Source organism: Algoriphagus sediminis (genome assembly GCF_030403435.1).
Classification (GTDB): Bacteria; Bacteroidota; Bacteroidia; order Cytophagales; family Cyclobacteriaceae; genus Algoriphagus; species Algoriphagus sediminis.
The window spans coordinates 185466-201857 of sequence record NZ_JAUEPH010000007.1 but is presented as its reverse complement, the minus strand read 5'-3'; the positions used below and the strand labels follow the sequence as shown (position 1 = coordinate 201857).

Below are 16392 nucleotides of genomic sequence, written 5' to 3'. Positions count from 1 at the left end.
ATCTTAGCATTTGAATTATTTGAAACAGTAACAGTCTTTCTTTTTCCATTATTGGATTCGGTAATCTTCACATCAATGGCTCCTATCTTGTCCTTTGGTATTTGACTTACGGGCTTTAGTGTCCAGCCATCTTGATACAAATCTGAAATCCTTGCAAAGGCTAAGGAAATAATTTCTCGCAGCACTCTTTCCTGGGTCACTCCTTCTTTCTCTAAGACCTCAGCTACTTGGGACTGAATGTAGCTTTTGATGTTAACATTTGACAACAGTCTTGAGCCTTGCTGTCTAGCTGTATGCTCACTGTATCCTGCAAGCTTCGCTGCTTCTGTGGCATTCAGATTTGCCTCACCGAGGTAATAGTTTGCAAAAAGGAATTCTCTGTCTGTTAGGTAATCGGGCTTTAGTCCTTTAAAGATTTTCATTTTTTGTTGGTTTCGTTTTCTTAATAAATAAAGGACTATAATCTATCTCCTTTTAAATCAAATATTATAGAGGTGAAAAAAGTGAAAGAAGTGAACGCATTAAACAACTATTTCTTCACTGGGTCCGCTAAGAATTAATTATCCCTCTTTCTAATTGAAATGATCTATCCGATTCAATAATCATTTTTAATTGTAGTAATCTATCTAAATAGGGTTTGAAAGTTCTTTTGCCATTATTTACCTTGACAATTGATAGGTGACCATCTATAAACCTTGAGTAATCTTGGATAATGGTGGCTTTATTTAGCTTTGTAGGACTAAGAGCTTGGTTGAACGATTTGAAGAAATTTTCAAGTTCTGCAATATCCTCTCCCCAGTCTTCTGGCTTTTCAATCAACGCTAAAAGGCTAGGAATAGAGGTGTTTTTGATAACTTCACTTTTATCACTTTTATCACAGATTGAAGTTTCATTAGTTTCAGGTTCAAGGTCTGTTACTTTTTTTAATTTCTGCTTTCTGAAAATTCGCCAATCGTGTTTAACAAGATAGTCTGCAAGGTCTTTGCCCTCGCTTTTGTCTTGGTTCGTGGCTAATCGTTCTAGTAGGTCAGAGACATACATGGACGTTTCAGGAAGAAGCATTTGTATTTCATTCGACTTTCTGACCCATAAGTCGTAAGCTACACTTGCCTTGGAAAGGTCTGGAAATAGATAAACATTTCGACCTTTCAGAGCCTTGCATTTTTCGAAATTCAAACTACTCAAATTATAAACTGCCAACCAAAGCAATTCTAATGAATGTTCAGGTAAACCAAAATACAAGGCTCCATAAATAGCCGTTTTAGGAGCTTCAACCAGTGCAATGGGGTTATAAGGGTATTTGCTTAAAAGGTGCTCTCCAAATAGGCAGGAGACCTTTGTTTCATTATTAGAATAGTCCTCCAACCATTTAGGTAATTGTTGATTTTTTCTGGAGTAGTACTTTTCTATTATGGAATGTAAAAAATCCGTACTCGTGGTATGATTTTGTTTATCAAACTGTTTAACCTGAATAGTTCTTACGTTACAGTGAGAATCTATAAATGGAAAGGTAATTGCTCCTCTCCGGTAGCCATTCTGGATTGTACCTAAATGGTACAGGGAAATAACTTTTTCTACATCCTCCAATTCAAAAGGGAATGGAATATTTTGTAGTAAGTTTTGAATAAAAGTGTTCCTTTCATATCCAGAGCGAGTAAGATTGAGTGTTTCTACAGGATAAAAAAAAGTTTTTTTTAGAGATTTCACTTTTTTCACCTTTTTCACCTCTTTGGCTGACAAAGATTCATGGAATGGTTTCTTTCCATGATGAGCCCAGTCCATACTAGTGTAGCCTTCCTGGTAAGGGTTAAGGAAATAGCCACATTTACTTTCACGGTCACAACGCCCAAAATATTCAGGTAGATAATTACCCGTTTGGGTGTCAACGTACCTTACAAAACGCCTTTTTTTGCATCCGGGACAATGGTATTTTCTACTCCCTCTCTCTAATATGTATGGATGTTCCGTGTTCATATTAATAAGGTCTTTTATCGTTTGACAAATAGGCTATCCAGCCAACATTTTTGCGATCAATCAAAACCCCGTAGCTCGAAAGCCTTTTTCTGAAATTAGACTTGTTCACAGGCTTGAATCCATCATCAATGCAAAAAGATTTATACTCATTGTATAGGTCGGTCACTTTAGTGTAAGTATCAGCAGTGACTTGATAACCTTTTTCTTCCATTAACATTTTTACACTATCAGACTCGCATTTATACTGTTCTAAGGCTAGTTTTGCCGCTTCACAATCTGTAAATCTCTTTTGTTCCAAAAGCCTGTTTAAGCCGTTCAAAACCCAGTTAAAAACACCTGAAAGCTCTTGCTCAATAATTTTGGAGTGTAGCTGTTTATCCTGTTCCTGTGGAGGTATGGTAATATCAAAGGGAATAATTAAAAACCGTCTGAAATAGGCATTTGTATGTTCAACATCTTTGGGCAGCTCATTGCAATTAAAAATGAGTTTGGCGTATTGTTTCAGGGTGAAGGGTTCACCGTAAGGTAAACGGGCTTCAACGGGTTCACCAGAAACCAATTGTTTGAATACTGAACTCTCCAATTTTCCATTGATCTCACTTGCGTAGTTCACCAGCTTATTAGCTAACTTCGCCCTGAAATAGCCATTTTCATTGGTAAGGCTTTGTAATGAATAGTTACTAGTATTTTGAGAACCTAATAAGGCACTTACAATTTCAAAGAATACTGACTTGCCATTTGCCCCAGTACCATATAGGATCAATGCCTTTTCTTCTTTTAGTCTATTGCTCCCATGTTTAACGAAAACAAAGCCCAGGTATTCAGCTAAAATCTTTTGGCGTTCTATATCGGGCAGTACTTTGTTCAAATAGGCTTCGAATATGGGTGCTTTTGCCTGAGGATCATATTCAAAAGGTAATTGATAGGTAAGGAAATCCCGACGGTCAAAAGGTCTTATTTGTGTACCGTTTGGGCTTACCTCGAACGTACCGTTTTGTAAGTTTATCAAAACCTTGTCTGCCAATGGTTGTTTGGCTTCAAGGTGAGCCGTTCCTAAAAACTGTTCGTAGAGCTCCTTTCGGAACTTATAGTATCGTGCTGAAAAGGTAGGGACTCCCATTTTTTCAGCTGCTCTTCCTAAAAACTTTTTGAATCCCTCTTTATCAAGTTCATCCCAATAGGCACCATTGTAGAGAAAAATGAAATCATGGTTCTTGCACAAGCCCCAACGGTTTTTTTCAGCCAAACGAAATGTGTTCTCAATGGCTAAAACGATGTAGTGCTTATTAATCAATTTGAAGTTTTCAGATTGATTAGGGTTGGCCAATTTCTCAAAGTCTAAGGTTTCAAACTGATCTAGCAACTTGTCTAAAATCTTATCATGCTGCTCGGCTTGCGGCTTAACCAAATCATCTACGTGTTTCTTAATCTCCATGCAATAATGAAGATTATCAAATTCAGGACTTAATTTTATCGCTCTCATCATTGAAATAAGTTTAACTGATCATTCGATAGACCTTTATATTCAATGGTGGTTAAACCCCAAGCATCAAAGTCAGTTTTGTTCCATGGTTGCTTTACTACCTCCCTAAGGAGTCTTGTTATCCAAGGATGCCGGATGTGTGGGCAGGTATTTTTTAGCTTCATCCCGAAGGCTTGTTCTATCATTGAGACAATTGCTGTCGTTACTTTCAAATAATCAAATACGAATATTATTTGAGCCTTAAAATCTATATCTTCACTCATTCTTTCCCCAAAAGAACTGTGAAGGGAGGGCCATTGGATTTTTTTCATTTCAGCCCTCCTTTCTTTCTTTTCACCAACATCTGACGAGCTGTTTCTGCTGGGTCAAATGGCTTCTCATTTGCAGACTTAATCCATGAGATCAGGTCACTCCTGAAGAAGTAAAGTCTTCCTCCACGTTTGTGAAAGGGTATTTTCTTCTGATTTACATAACTGTAGAGTGTGGGCTTCTTTAAATGCAAAAATTTAGAAGCCTCTTCAATGCTATAAATAGTTTCGGAATCAAGAGTTGGTTGCTGCTCTGCAAATAGGTCTAATAGACGCTTTTGGCTTTCATAGATAAGCTGGACTGCATCTGGTAGGTTGTTAAATGTAATTTTGTCTAGTGGCATAGTATTTTGCGATTAGTTAACAGCCGCAAACTACTATCTACTACTAGTCTTATTTGATGCGAGGTAAAGTGGGTAAAAAGAAAGGTAAAGAGGGTAAAGAAATAGGTAAAACCTGGACGGATTATCTTTGAAAACCAAGCTGAATTCCAACTTTATTCCAAACAGGTCTAATAATATTCCTTTATATAAGCATACGCTCTTTCGAAAAGAATCTGATCTTTTATTTGGTACTTGGTCCAAAGTACTTTTCTTAAATGTTTTTGAACCTCACGCTCTCCTGAGCTTGTCTTTTGCCAGCCATCGAAGCTTACCATTCTTACTACAGCATCAATATCCTCAACAATGCGTTCAACTACCGCTGGTGTCTGATCAGTTTTGAGCTCTAAGAACAGTTCGGTCAATGCTGCTTTTGGGGATTTCTCCTGGACTTGTAACTCAAGCTCTTTTTCAGCCTGAACTGTTTCTTTAGCGATTTTACATAGCTCCTTCACGAATTCGATTGAAGTAATTAAACCTTGCTCTGCCCTATCTCTGAGTTCCTCTAATCGCTCACTTAGCTTCTTGAATTTCGGATTACCGGCATGTTTCTTAAATCTCTTTACAAGAATCTTCTCTAATTTCTTCGCTTCTTTTGGATCAGGATTATTGAAAATGTTCTCAATAACGTCCGCATCGAGCACAAATTCTTCAAGCTGATGAACTTCTCCAACATGAATATTCTCATGCATAAGCTCCAGTGTCTTAGGACCCAGGGTCATCCATAATAGCTTACCGATATTATCTGATGCAGGTCTTACAGACTCATAAACTTGAGATAACCATTTGTAATCTTCATTGTATGAATCGAGAATATTATCAGGTGAAAGAGATTCCCAGAGTCTGGTTAAAAATTTGAAGTCCCTGGCAAAAGCATCCTTCTTTTCGTTAGTATTTATCGCATTTTGAGCAGCTTCGAGCCCCTCAAATCCTTGGAGGTTTCTATCGACACCAGAAAAATGTTTAAGGGCGGTCTGGACCGTAGCCGGTAATTGATCTCTTAATTCAGATAAGTTAGTAATTACCTTAGCTACACTTTTTTCGTCAAACTCTAATGCCTTTGCTGCATCATCGAATACCCCAAAGTAATCTACAATCCTACCAAAGGTCTTATTTGGGAAAAGCCTGTTTGTTCTGCAAATAGCCTGAAGCAAGGTATGGTCCTTCAAAGACTTATCCAGATACATTGTCTGTAGAATAGGGGCGTCAAAACCAGTCAAAAGTTTGGCCGTAACAATGATGAATTTCAATTCAGACCTAGGGTCATTAAATTCATCAACAATTTTCTCTTGCTGGCTCTTGTCAACAGCCCACTTTTGCTTAAACTCAAATGTGTCATTAGCAGAAGTAGAAATAACTACTTTACTCGCCTCTGGCGGAAAATACTGATCAAGCTCCTCTTTGTATTGAACGCAAGCAAAACGATCAGGAGTCACTATCATCGCTTTAAAGCCTTGAGGTTCTACCTTCTCTTTGAAGTGTGTTGCAATATCCTCAACTATCTTTGATACACGCTCTGGAGATTTCAGGAAAGCTGCAAGTTTTGCTGATTTCTTATTTAAGGCATCTGCTTCCTCATCGGTCAATGCGCTGCCTTCCTTGAAGTCCCCAAATGCTTTATCTAAGCTCTCCTTATCCACATGAATATCTACCAACCTTGGCTCAAAATGAAGCTTTAAGGTCGCCTTATCTCTTATGGAATCATGAAAGGTATACCTTGACATATATCCACCTTCATCCTCTTCAGAACCGAAAGCCCAAAAAGTATTTTTATCAGCTTTGTTCACTGGGGTTCCTGTCAAACCAAAAAGAAACGCATTTGGCAGCGCAGCCCTCATGGTTCTCCCTAAATCGCCTTCCTGAGTACGATGGGCCTCATCAATTAAAACAATGATATTATCTCTGGTATTCAGATTCGGTTTTGCGTCCTTAAACTTAAAGATGGTTGAGATAATAATCTTTCGGGTATCCCGCTCTAAATACTGTTGTAGTTCTGTTATGCTATCTGTGGATTCCACATTAGGAACATCTGCTGCATTAAATGTCCCACTAATTTGAGTGTCCAAATCTGTTCTGTCCACCAATACCATTACCGTAGGGCTTTTCAAATCCTGACTTCTCCTCAGTTTCTGGGCAGCAAAAACCATTAATAGCGACTTCCCTGATCCCTGGAAATGCCAAATAAGTCCTTTCTTTATTCTACCCTCAAGTACTCTGTCTACAATCTTGTTCGCACCCTCATACTGCTGAAATCTCGGTAGAATTTTAATTCGTTGCTTCTTCTTATTAGTGGTGAAAAGTGAAAAATTTAATAAAATATCCAGAAGTCTGGCAGGCTTAAAAAGATCAATTAGCTCTTCCCCAACTTCACTAAGTCCAATTTTCTTTGAAATAGTGTGATCATCATTTTCTAACCTCCATGGCGCCCAAAACTCCAGTGGTGTTCGAACTGCTCCGTAATACAACTCTTTACCTTCTGTGGCAAAAGATAAAATGTTGGGTACAAAAAGCTGGGGAATAGCATTTTCATATATGTCCTTTACTTCGTGCGCACCATCCAGCCAACTTATGGATGGCCTTATAGGTGTTTTCGCTTCTCCTACTACGACAGGTAACCCATTGAGGTAAAGAACTACGTCTGGTATCTTGGTTTCTCTATGATGAACTCTTAATTGATTGGTTATAATGTAAGAATTATTAGTAGGGTTTTCGAAATCAATTAACCGAATAGGAACATGTCGATTGTTAGGGCCAAAGGGCATGGTCTTTTCTCCTGCCATCCATTTGAAGAACTCTTCATTGGCTTTTACTAGTCCCACTTGATTTACAGCGAGTAAAACAGCTCTCAATTTATAAAGAACTTCATCTGCCAAATCAGTATTCTGAGCAATTTGTGGGTTTAGGTTAATTAAAGCCGTCTTGAGTTCACCTTCCAGGAGGACTTCATTAACACTCCTTTTTAATTCCTTAGATGGAATGTATGTCCAAAGACCATAATTGATTTTTGGATCCTTCAGGACGTTAGAGTTGAGGTTGACACCACTTAGTTTGTCAATTATCAAATATTCGACACTATTTAGTTCGGAGAATGCCATTTCACCTAAAAACCATATAGCCCAAAATAATCATCATTATTCCACAAAGAGCAAAAAGGCCATAGATCAAATTCGTTGAGAATTTATGATTCTTTTCATTGTCTGAATTCAATTCTTCGATTCCGCTATTGAAGTGGGTAGAGATTTCTGAAAACTTTTCTTCGAATAACTGCGACTGTTTATGCTCTAATTCTTTAAAACGTGTATCCATTTCTTGGATAAAATGATTTCTCAATTCATTTAATTCTTCTCTGGTGGATCTTCTATGAACAAGGATTTCATTTTCCACTTCAGCCTTCAAACTGTTTATATGGTCAATTACATTTTGAACTGTGGAATTAATTTTTTTAGGCAAGGATTTGACTTCATCCTCAATCCTATTTGTGAAATCGGTAGTAATTGAACCAAGACTTTTTTGATGGTCTTCTACCACATTTTGTAAGGCACTGATAACCTCCTTCAATTCCTTTTGGCTTTTAAGAGATAAGTCGTGTCTTGAGTCAAAATCCTTATTCAACCCAACCACCAATTCATCAATAGACTTGATTAATTTCTCGACTTCCTTAATGGTTTTCTTGGCTGAATTACTGTTTGACGTAGTAATTTCATTAATCGATTTGAGCTGCTCCAATTGGTCAATAAGGGTCTCAAATTCCTCTTGTATTTCTGATATCTTCGACATTAGGCTGATATTTTATCCATGAATTCCTTCAATTTCATATTTGTTCTTTGAATTAATAGCTCAGAATGGAGGTCATCCATTAGGCTCTTAATGTGAGAATTAAAGTCAAGCACTTTATAGTTAAACTGATTTAGCAGAGACTTCACATTATCCCATGAATCTATTGACACCATCCTTTTAAACCCCTTTCTGTATAATTGAATGGCCTTACTGACCATAGGTTTATCACTGGCGGATTCCAAGGTGTCTTCTTCTTTTAGTTCTAAGGCAAAAAGACTAAAAGCCGTTAACAAGTCAATACTTGCATTTTCTGTCATATTAATTCTGAGGTTATCACAAGCCCCCCTTAAATGCTTAGCATTATCAATTTGACCTCCCAAACCATCTGGAGGATTGTCAATAAACTCGATGTACTTCTTAACAATTTCACAATTCTCTTTCGTCCCTTTCTCGGTATCTCTGGGCAGGTAATCTTGTCTTGCATACTTGGAGGTGAAATATCGGATCATTCGGTCACGAAACTCTCTTTCGCCTTCCGCTAAATGGATTTCACAGAGCTCTTTCATGTAATCAATCGACCTCTTTCGCTTTTCTGAAATTTCATTCTCGATAAAGTCGATCAATACATATAACACCTTAGCTAATATTGAATCCTCTTTAATTTCATCTACCTTTTTCAACCAGAGATTAGTCGTTTCGATCCCAAGGTAGCGTCTCAAATAAGCTTTGAAATTATTCTTGTAGGTTCTGCTAGTTTTTGCCTCAAAACGGACTTCAATCATCTGAGTGGAATAATCAATCACATAGTCATCAATTATCCCTAAGATATTTAGCCGGTAGATGGCTCTTTGGGTATCCTGAGAATTTCTTATTCTGAAGTAATTTGAACTCAAAAACTCTTTCAAGTCTTGGCCTGGATTGAAATTTTTATTAAGCCGACCATATTTTAGCCTTTGGAACTTACTGTATTGGTAATTTAAATTTCCTATAAACTCCTCCTCGTTATTACTGAATGTATAGGCAGCCCTAATTATCCTCTCTTCAAAATCGGAGTAACCCGATCCAATAATCCTTTCATTAATCTCGCTGACTACACCATTGGTAAAACCAATTTTTAAAACATATTCATCTTTTGTCCCACTTTCAATCAAGGTCTTGATTCCATCTGAAGATTTGGTTTGAAACCATCCTAAATAATCATTATTTGGACAGCTTTCCCTGAGCGTTTTTCGAGCATATTCAAGAATCTTTTCAGCCCTGTCAACCTCAAAATTTTGGGTCGCATTATCGTAGCTTCTCAGGTTTCGTTCTAAATCTAATAATCCAATTTTCACCCGTTTTGAGGAGTCTGCGTTCCAAGCTCCATTTATGTAGACATAACGGTCCTTGTAGAGCTTTACTGATTGGACTTCAGGGTATCGGTCAACTATTATTTGCTTCAGGACATTGGCAAAAAAACCGTCTTCATATTTCACTTCAGTCAATAGTTCCTCAACAATAAACCTATCTCTTTGTATTCCCTTAAAGGCATTCTTGTAGAAATCGTAATTTGTTAGAATATCATCGGGATGATAAAGAATTGAGCATATAGATGGGTTGCCATCTCGGCCAGCTCTTCCAGCTTCTTGATAAAAGCTTTCTACAGAATTGGGGAATGAATAGTGTATAGAATATCGGATATTAGGTTTATCAATTCCCATCCCAAACGCCTTCGTGGCAATCATAAGGTTTGCTCGATTCTTAATGAAGTCCTCTTGATTCGTAAAGGATTCATCAGCGGCGGATTCAATCCGGTTATCTCTAACAACGTCATCCCCACCAGAGCCAAAGAAGGTTCTTATTTCAAGGAAGTCGAGGTCAGACAAGGCTCCCCCATTCCCCTCATATCCATATGCAAGGTGCAATACTCCGTTAGGTAGTAGATTAGATTTAGTTGGACAAAATATTACTCCTGCATTCTTATAATTTGAGTTTATAGCGTCGAAGAAATCGTTCGATTCTCCTAGATAACCATAGTCCCTTTCTAACTCATTAATCTCAGAAGGCAAATTCCTAAGGAAATCTTTTAAAATTGGATATTTTAGTCCCCCAATACTTATTTCCCTTTCATTATATCTTTGTTTTGGTATTCCATCATTTGGAATAGGAATAATATTAAAGTTCAATTCTTTCCTATCTATAGCGGCCGCAGGTAAGCTCACAATAGCATCTTCTTCCAAATCCAACTCTCTTTGAACATCTGCAAGGACATCAAAAGAAGCGGTCGCTGTCAATCCAAAAATCGCCAACTTTCCTTTCTTAGGTGCACAGTGCCTCCTTAGGTTAGTTGCCAAATTCAAGTAAACATGTCTGAAATCATGGCCCCATTCAGAAACACAGTGAGCCTCATCAATAACTGCATAGCTAAAAAATACATTCAGGCTTTTGCAAACAGATAAAGATTGTCTAAAATTTTCCATTTGAAACCTTTCAGGAGAGACAAATAAGATCAAGTATCGACCCTGCTTTAAGTTGTCCATTCTTTCCTGCCTCTCATCCTTGGTGTTGAATGAATTTATGAAAGTGGAGTTTCCAATACCGTTATCAATAAGTTTGTCATACTGATCCTTCATTAAGGAATTAATGGGATCAACTGCAATGGTAATACCAGGATGGAGAAGTGCACATAGCTGAAAAGTCAAGGACTTACCTCCACCGGTAGGCAATAAACCAATTACATCCTCACCAACTAAAGCTCGATTAATGATGGCTTCTTGACCAGGTCTAAAGTCCGATTTTCTAAAAATATTTTGAAGGAAATAAAGTAGTGCTTCTTTCTGTTCCTGAGAAGAGTAAACGAATGACTGAACCTCCAATCGCTCCCCATTACCCAATTCTTCCTCTGACAAAATGACTTCCCCAAGCACTTTGTAAAGAACCCGCCGGTCAGTGAGAATTTTAAAATTCAAGGGTGACACCTCATCAACACTTTCATACGAAAGAGTGATTCCTGCCTCGGAGCTATTGACTGAAATTTTGGTAAAGTTACTCGTCGCATCCTGAATCAATAAAGGGATACCTTGCTCTTCATCTTTTTTCAAATGATTCAAAGAGTTGAAAATATCATTTAAATCCTCGTTTAGAAGATTTTCTTCCTCTTCAGATACACCATGAATCCTAAACCAAGTTGATCTCGGCTGGGCCATAAGACTAAGAATCATAGTCTTTTGAATGTGATTGTAGTGTATTGATTTTCTCAGATAGCAGAATATCTTATAGGACATCTGTCCCATCTCAACAACCTCTTTGTCATCCAAAGAATTAAAATCCTTAAAGAGGACTTGAAGGTTTGAACAATCATCTTGACTATTCAGAGTAAAATGGGCTCTGATATCTGGTCTTGAATAATCAAAGCCAGAATTTTCAAGGAATTGCTTTTTCAGCAAATACTCCCCAACTCTAATGGACGCCCTAGTTACATCCCCCCGATTGACGATATTCCAAGCAACCTTTAGCAAGGGTGGGACTTCACTTTTCTTAATAAATGGCGGATGATTTGATAGTGTTGCTACGGCATTTTGCGCATAAAATGACTCCAATAAATCGCTATCCACATGGGACCGAAATACTTCTTGTAATTCATCCAAATAATACGCTCCGGTAAGCTTTATCATTTCATTCAGTTATTGATGGGAAAGTCTCTACCATTCATCTTCTTCCGCCTCCTCTTCTATTTTCGAAGATAACCTGTAATACTCTTTGAATATATCAAGGCTTGGTTTAAGACTACTATATTCTACCAAGTCAACCAAGTCTTCATCGATGATATCAAAAACCTTATAGTTTGCAATGACAATGCACCTTTTCATTGCTCTTGTAATGGCAACATTTAGTCGGTTCGGACTATAGAAAAAATCGAGCCTCCTTTTAGACTCTAATGGATGAGAATTAGACATACTATAGATGATGTAATCTCTTTCCTGACCTTGTATTCTATCTACGGTATCAATAATTAAATCTTCCGTTTCTTCGGTATCAATATCTCCAATAGTTCTATTAAGTGCTTTTTTAATTTCTCTAACCTGAGCACGATAAGGGGAAAGAATTCCTATGTCCTTCAGTTCAACCCCATTAGAAACTAGGTCTCTTACCAGTTCCGCCACAATTTTCGCCTCGTATGGAGATCGGCCTTGAGAGTCAAATTCTTTGTGTAAATACAAGACCTTATTATCTGAATGATTTAGAACCTCAGAATAATTAGAACTCCGTATTTCACTTGAAGAGTTAGTCTCTCCTGCGCCAGAGACTAATTGATTTTTATAAAATAGTGTATTTGGGATTCTGATAAGCTGATCATTCAGACGATAAGAGATATTCAGTAAGGATGTATCATTCGGATATAACTTCACCAAACGACTGAATATTGACTCAGAAAACATAGACAATCCGGTTCCAGATGGAATTATTGGGTCTAGCTGTTTGTGATCTCCCACATAGATGAATTTATCTGATTTTGACATTACAGCAACAGCCAATGGTATACTCATCTGTGCTGCTTCGTCTATCAAAGCAACATCAAACTCCCAGTAATGCAGTCTCTTCGAAGCTGGATAACACATGCCGTAGGGAGTCCCACCTATTACAATTCCCTCTTGGCTAAGCTCAAATGAGGTTTCATAACTTCCACGGGTAAGCCTAGTCATCCGAGTTACGTAACCGTTATCAAGAATTTCAGCGGCCTGATACTTCTCGCCAATTTTAACCACTTTAGATGAATCCTGGATCACAGATGATATTGCATTCAGGGAGTTATTTATAGCCGTATGCGTCGGTGCTGTAACAAATACCTTCTTACCAGCATCCACCAAAATTTTTGCTATATGAGCAATAGTCGTCGTTTTCCCAGTACCTGGAGGACCTTGAATTAAATGGAAGTTTTCTGAATTCAGGCTATTATTTATTGCCCTATTCTGCGATGAATTCAGTCCAGAAAATTCAAGATTTGATACAGCCCTATTTTGAAGGTTCCCGGCCATAAAAGTTTCAATCTTTGATAGTCGTACGCTGTCTGATTCCAGATTTCCTGCAGTAGCAGTTAGTAGTTTGAGAGTGAGATCAGTTTTTCGAATATTTATTTCCCAGTTATTTGGATTGTAGTTCCTCGAATCGATATAACAGAATTTTACGTCAAAATCATTAGGTGCCAAAATGAACTCATCTATAGTATCCACCATTATATCCATCTTAAATGTCTTTGCTCCGTTACTAAGGATTACTTGTCCACCTTCTCTAAATTTTGAAATATTATTGTCGGTAAATATTCTTGCCGATCTTATGAATTTTTGTGGTGCCTCTATATATGGGCACCAATCATTTGGTGGGTATTCAAAAAAGTCAAATTCCACTCGTAGATTGGTCATGGTAATTCCTTTAGCCACCCTTTCGTCCACAGGTAAACTCATCTGTTCTTCAAATGCCTCATTCTCTTTGCTCTGTTGTATGGCTATTGCTTGCTTAAATTCACTAAGTACTGACATAGTTAAATTTTATGATTTATAGATTTAAAAATTACTTCCACCTCTGATTCAAGTACTTCCAGGTTTACTCTATGATACTTTTCGAAATTTTCATGTAAGACTATCAGGTTCATCGAAGAAATGGATAGCCCATAATTATTCTGCAAGATGTTGCGATAGATATTTTGCTGGAGAGCGTACTTGTAGTAGCTCGAATTGTCCAAATGACTCAGCTCTGATAATCCGTATCCATAACCATATTTCTTCGGATACCCATCAATTACTAATTTTTTGCTCCGTTTCCAGTCTACAATCATGTATTCTTCGGAATCCGGTTTTTTGAAAAGTGCATCTACGGTTCCCGCAATATTATATCTCTCTAAGAGAATCTTCTTCTCTGCTTCGACGAATATAAATCCTCTTGAAACTACAATATCTTTGTAGAACTCTTTGAACATATCAAATTCTTTGAAGTCAGATTCATATGCTTCGCCCTTCAAGAAGTTCTCTATTTGCTCATGCAAGTGGGTTCCCTTTTCAGCTGCCTCATCCCTATTCTTTAAAAATTCCTCCAGAACATCTTCTTCGGTTCTTCCTTCTTTTCGTGCCTTTCCGGTGATATATCGATCAAGGTCAAAAGGGAAAAATCTATCGATGAGAGTAGTTACTGATATATATTCAGCATTACCTGTTTCATCTTTAGGGTGATGATATTTATGTGTTTCATCCTCGAAAGCAATATTTTCTAACAAGCTTTGTGCTTGATGTTTTCTTGTTCGGTTAAGATTGTTTTCTATTTCATCGACATCATCTATCTCTACCACCAATTCCTTGATAACCTTCTGTTTTCCAAAAGACTCAATTCCCAGATATTTCTCTCTGTAATGCGCTTTTTCCCAGCGAACGGATTGTTGATAATCCCATTGCCTTTCTGGTAGACATTCCGAATGTTGCTCAAGGCGATAGGTATAAATGGAATCAAGAACATCTCTAATATAGGTTATGCATTCAGCTTCTTGCAGATGTACTTGACGCTCTGTAAACCTTATTACAACCCAGCCACTTTCAATAAAAAATAAATCTCTGGTTTCATCTTTTCCTGATTCATGACGAGGAAAGCGATAATAACCATCATAGGGCTCATCAATTTCAATATCTATGTAGAGATTTAAATCTTTGTCAACCAATACTATATCTGGCTCATAGGGCTTATTGTAGTACGGAATAGCCAAGTGAACATCAACAACAACATCCATTTCGGGAATATGGGCAATGATGGCCCTATGAAAATCGTCTTCCTTAAAGCCTTTCCCTAAAGCACGACCCTTTCTCGGCAATTTTAGATAGGAGCCCTCCTTTGGCATCTTTACCACCGGGTAGGAATATGGTTCTTCTTGTTCAAAAAATTGATTGGGATTAAAATTAATCCTAAGGTCATCGCTTTGATCGGGGTTTTTCTCTGAAAGGACTTTCTCCACCATCTCCTTATCCTCTTCAGGATGATCAATAGTTGAACCCTTACTATTGTAAAAATTTTTCGGCTCAAGGGCTACCGCTGGCCTGGATACAATTAATTTTGCATAACCTTGTTTTTTGGTTGGTTTAGCTTTTGGCCTTGTTCTCTTTGCAAACTCTAGCTTCTTTATTTTCCAACCCTGCTTTATCCCAGTGAAAAACTCACTTTTTTCTTCTTTACTCAATCGAGCAGGACTGTTTACTCCGAATTGAGCAAGTCTTTCCAAAAAGAATTGTCTATACTCCTTTTGCAAAAAAGATAGTTTCCTTTCAGACATGATTCTTATTTAATTCGGATTTGAAAATATGCGCTGGAACCAATTCTCAATCGGAGCAGTTTCGCTTTCAAAAAATTGTACTAAACCTATTTTTGGACCGCAAGGAGGAAATATGAAAAGCATGATAAAATGGCTGGATAAAAAAGATAATACTAAATCCTTCCCACATTTTAGTGCTTGCTTATATATCCGGTTAAAAAATCTTTCGAGATGCAAAAGTTAATTTGTTAAGTCTGTCATAAATGACTGTAGATTACTTTCGCAACGTCTCTCACCTGCTTAGGTGATACATTATTAAAGTGAATCTCGCTTTGGTATTTTGGCCAGGAATCGGTTTTACTACGAATGAGAAAGGCTAATTCGGCCTCCACGGCTTCGGCAAATAATCTTTGTTGCTTTTTGGTCTGTTCATCTTCAGAATAGGGCTCAAAAACGAATATTTTTAGCTCAACTTTCTCCAACCCCTTCCATCCATAGCCATGGTACCCATTTTTCCCATCTGCTTTTAAACCCCCAGAAAGCCTACTACCAACGCTTTGGCTAGTAAATCCTACATAAAGGACCTCTTTTCCATCCAGAATGACATAAATCTTAGGTAGCTTGTTTAAGGTGACAGATTTGCTAAATTTCACTTTCTTACCCTCTTGAAACTTCTCTATATTTCCACCATTACGGGACAATTGTAAGGTGTAATTATATGGCCCTTCGAATAGCATACCCTAAAAAACCTAACTAATTAAACCTCTTTTTAATAAATGATTTCAGTTCCACATATATTAGATGGACCTTCTACCGCTTTCAATAGCCAACCTCCTCCCTCACGTACTTTCTGAAATCAAAACCAGTTCCGCCTGATTTCACATCTATCAAATACCTTGAGTCTTTATCTGCTGAAATCTCCAAATCCACTGCATTTTTATCTTCTCGTATTTTAAAAGTCTCGGATAAATTATGGACAAAGTCTTTGGGCAAAGTGACCCAAAGGAAATGGCCTGTGCCGGCTAGCAACAAGTGAACTTCGTCGGCAAATTTGGATAGATGGATATTCGCCCACCATACTTGCTTGGATTTATTTATACTTGAAAAGCAGGTGTTTCCTGCGTTAAGGTTTTCCCCAAACTGTGTATTTATCCGATCTATAAGGTGCTTCTTGCTCATTCTTCAACTGGCTACGGTTTGTCG

General features: G+C 37.7%; 12 protein-coding genes. All 12 read right to left on the bottom strand.

Going from position 1 to position 16392, the window contains the following annotated elements; translation table 11 throughout:
* Positions 1–422, bottom strand: a 422-nt coding sequence (locus QVH07_RS15985; protein ID WP_290002366.1) for a terminase small subunit, incomplete at its 3' end; no start/stop codon positions are given.
* A 127-nt stretch (positions 423–549) separates the two neighbouring features.
* Entirely contained in the window at positions 550–1974 is a 1425-nt protein-coding gene (locus tag QVH07_RS15980) for a DUF6965 family protein (protein WP_290002364.1), read from the bottom strand.
* Position 1975: 1 nt separating this feature from the next.
* Positions 1976–3460 (bottom strand): DNA primase family protein, encoded by a 1485-nt coding sequence (locus tag QVH07_RS15975; protein WP_290002361.1) that lies wholly within the window; start codon positions 3458–3460, stop codon positions 1976–1978.
* A complete protein-coding gene (locus tag QVH07_RS15970; protein ID WP_290002358.1) occupies positions 3457–3768 on the bottom strand; it encodes a hypothetical protein in 312 nt (103 codons plus the stop codon). The genes QVH07_RS15975 and QVH07_RS15970 overlap by 4 nt, the downstream gene beginning before the upstream one ends.
* Positions 3765–4109, bottom strand: coding sequence for a helix-turn-helix domain-containing protein (locus QVH07_RS15965; RefSeq protein WP_290002355.1), 345 nt, complete (start codon positions 4107–4109; stop codon positions 3765–3767). Before QVH07_RS15965 ends, QVH07_RS15970 begins: the two co-directional genes overlap by 4 nt.
* Before the next feature lie 167 nt (positions 4110–4276).
* Positions 4277–7240: a type I restriction endonuclease subunit R gene (locus QVH07_RS15960; RefSeq protein WP_290002354.1), complete on the bottom strand. Its 2964-nt coding sequence runs from the start codon at positions 7238–7240 to the stop codon at positions 4277–4279.
* A gap of 1 nt (position 7241) precedes the next feature.
* Positions 7242–7922 carry a coiled-coil domain-containing protein gene (locus QVH07_RS15955; protein ID WP_290002352.1) on the bottom strand — a complete coding sequence of 227 codons (681 nt, stop codon included), beginning with the start codon at positions 7920–7922 and terminating at the stop codon, positions 7242–7244.
* Positions 7922–11575, bottom strand: coding sequence for a DEAD/DEAH box helicase (locus QVH07_RS15950; RefSeq protein ID WP_290002349.1), 3654 nt, complete (start codon positions 11573–11575; stop codon positions 7922–7924). Before QVH07_RS15950 ends, QVH07_RS15955 begins: the two co-directional genes overlap by 1 nt.
* A 27-nt stretch (positions 11576–11602) precedes the next feature.
* Entirely contained in the window at positions 11603–13438 is a 1836-nt protein-coding gene (locus tag QVH07_RS15945; RefSeq protein WP_290002346.1) for a DEAD/DEAH box helicase, read from the bottom strand.
* Between the two features lie 2 nt (positions 13439–13440).
* The gene (locus QVH07_RS15940; RefSeq protein WP_290002342.1) at positions 13441–15210 is read right to left on the bottom strand and encodes a putative endonuclease domain-containing protein; all 1770 of its coding nucleotides are present in this window, start codon (positions 15208–15210) and stop codon (positions 13441–13443) included.
* A gap of 236 nt (positions 15211–15446) precedes the next feature.
* Positions 15447–15926 (bottom strand): hypothetical protein, encoded by a 480-nt coding sequence (locus QVH07_RS15935; RefSeq protein ID WP_290002340.1) that lies wholly within the window; start codon positions 15924–15926, stop codon positions 15447–15449.
* A gap of 82 nt (positions 15927–16008) precedes the next feature.
* Entirely contained in the window at positions 16009–16368 is a 360-nt protein-coding gene (locus QVH07_RS15930) for a hypothetical protein (protein WP_290002336.1), read from the bottom strand.
* Positions 16369–16392 lie beyond the last annotated feature (24 nt).

Excerpts from the sequence above, each read along its gene's own strand:
- QVH07_RS15950 (WP_290002349.1), bottom strand. The coding sequence starts at position 11,575 with ATGATAAAGCTTACCGGAGCGTATTATTTGGATGAATTACAAGAAGTA.
- QVH07_RS15930 (WP_290002336.1), bottom strand. The coding sequence starts at position 16,368 with ATGAGCAAGAAGCACCTTATAGATCGGATAAATACACAGTTTGGGGAA.
- QVH07_RS15940 (WP_290002342.1), bottom strand. The coding sequence starts at position 15,210 with ATGTCTGAAAGGAAACTATCTTTTTTGCAAAAGGAGTATAGACAATTC.
- QVH07_RS15945 (WP_290002346.1), bottom strand. The coding sequence starts at position 13,438 with ATGTCAGTACTTAGTGAATTTAAGCAAGCAATAGCCATACAACAGAGC.
- QVH07_RS15975 (WP_290002361.1), bottom strand. The coding sequence starts at position 3,460 with ATGATGAGAGCGATAAAATTAAGTCCTGAATTTGATAATCTTCATTAT.
- QVH07_RS15935 (WP_290002340.1), bottom strand. The coding sequence starts at position 15,926 with ATGCTATTCGAAGGGCCATATAATTACACCTTACAATTGTCCCGTAAT.
- QVH07_RS15970 (WP_290002358.1), bottom strand. The coding sequence starts at position 3,768 with ATGAAAAAAATCCAATGGCCCTCCCTTCACAGTTCTTTTGGGGAAAGA.
- QVH07_RS15955 (WP_290002352.1), bottom strand. The coding sequence starts at position 7,922 with ATGTCGAAGATATCAGAAATACAAGAGGAATTTGAGACCCTTATTGAC.
- QVH07_RS15960 (WP_290002354.1), bottom strand. The coding sequence starts at position 7,240 with ATGGCATTCTCCGAACTAAATAGTGTCGAATATTTGATAATTGACAAA.
- QVH07_RS15980 (WP_290002364.1), bottom strand. The coding sequence starts at position 1,974 with ATGAACACGGAACATCCATACATATTAGAGAGAGGGAGTAGAAAATAC.
- QVH07_RS15965 (WP_290002355.1), bottom strand. The coding sequence starts at position 4,109 with ATGCCACTAGACAAAATTACATTTAACAACCTACCAGATGCAGTCCAG.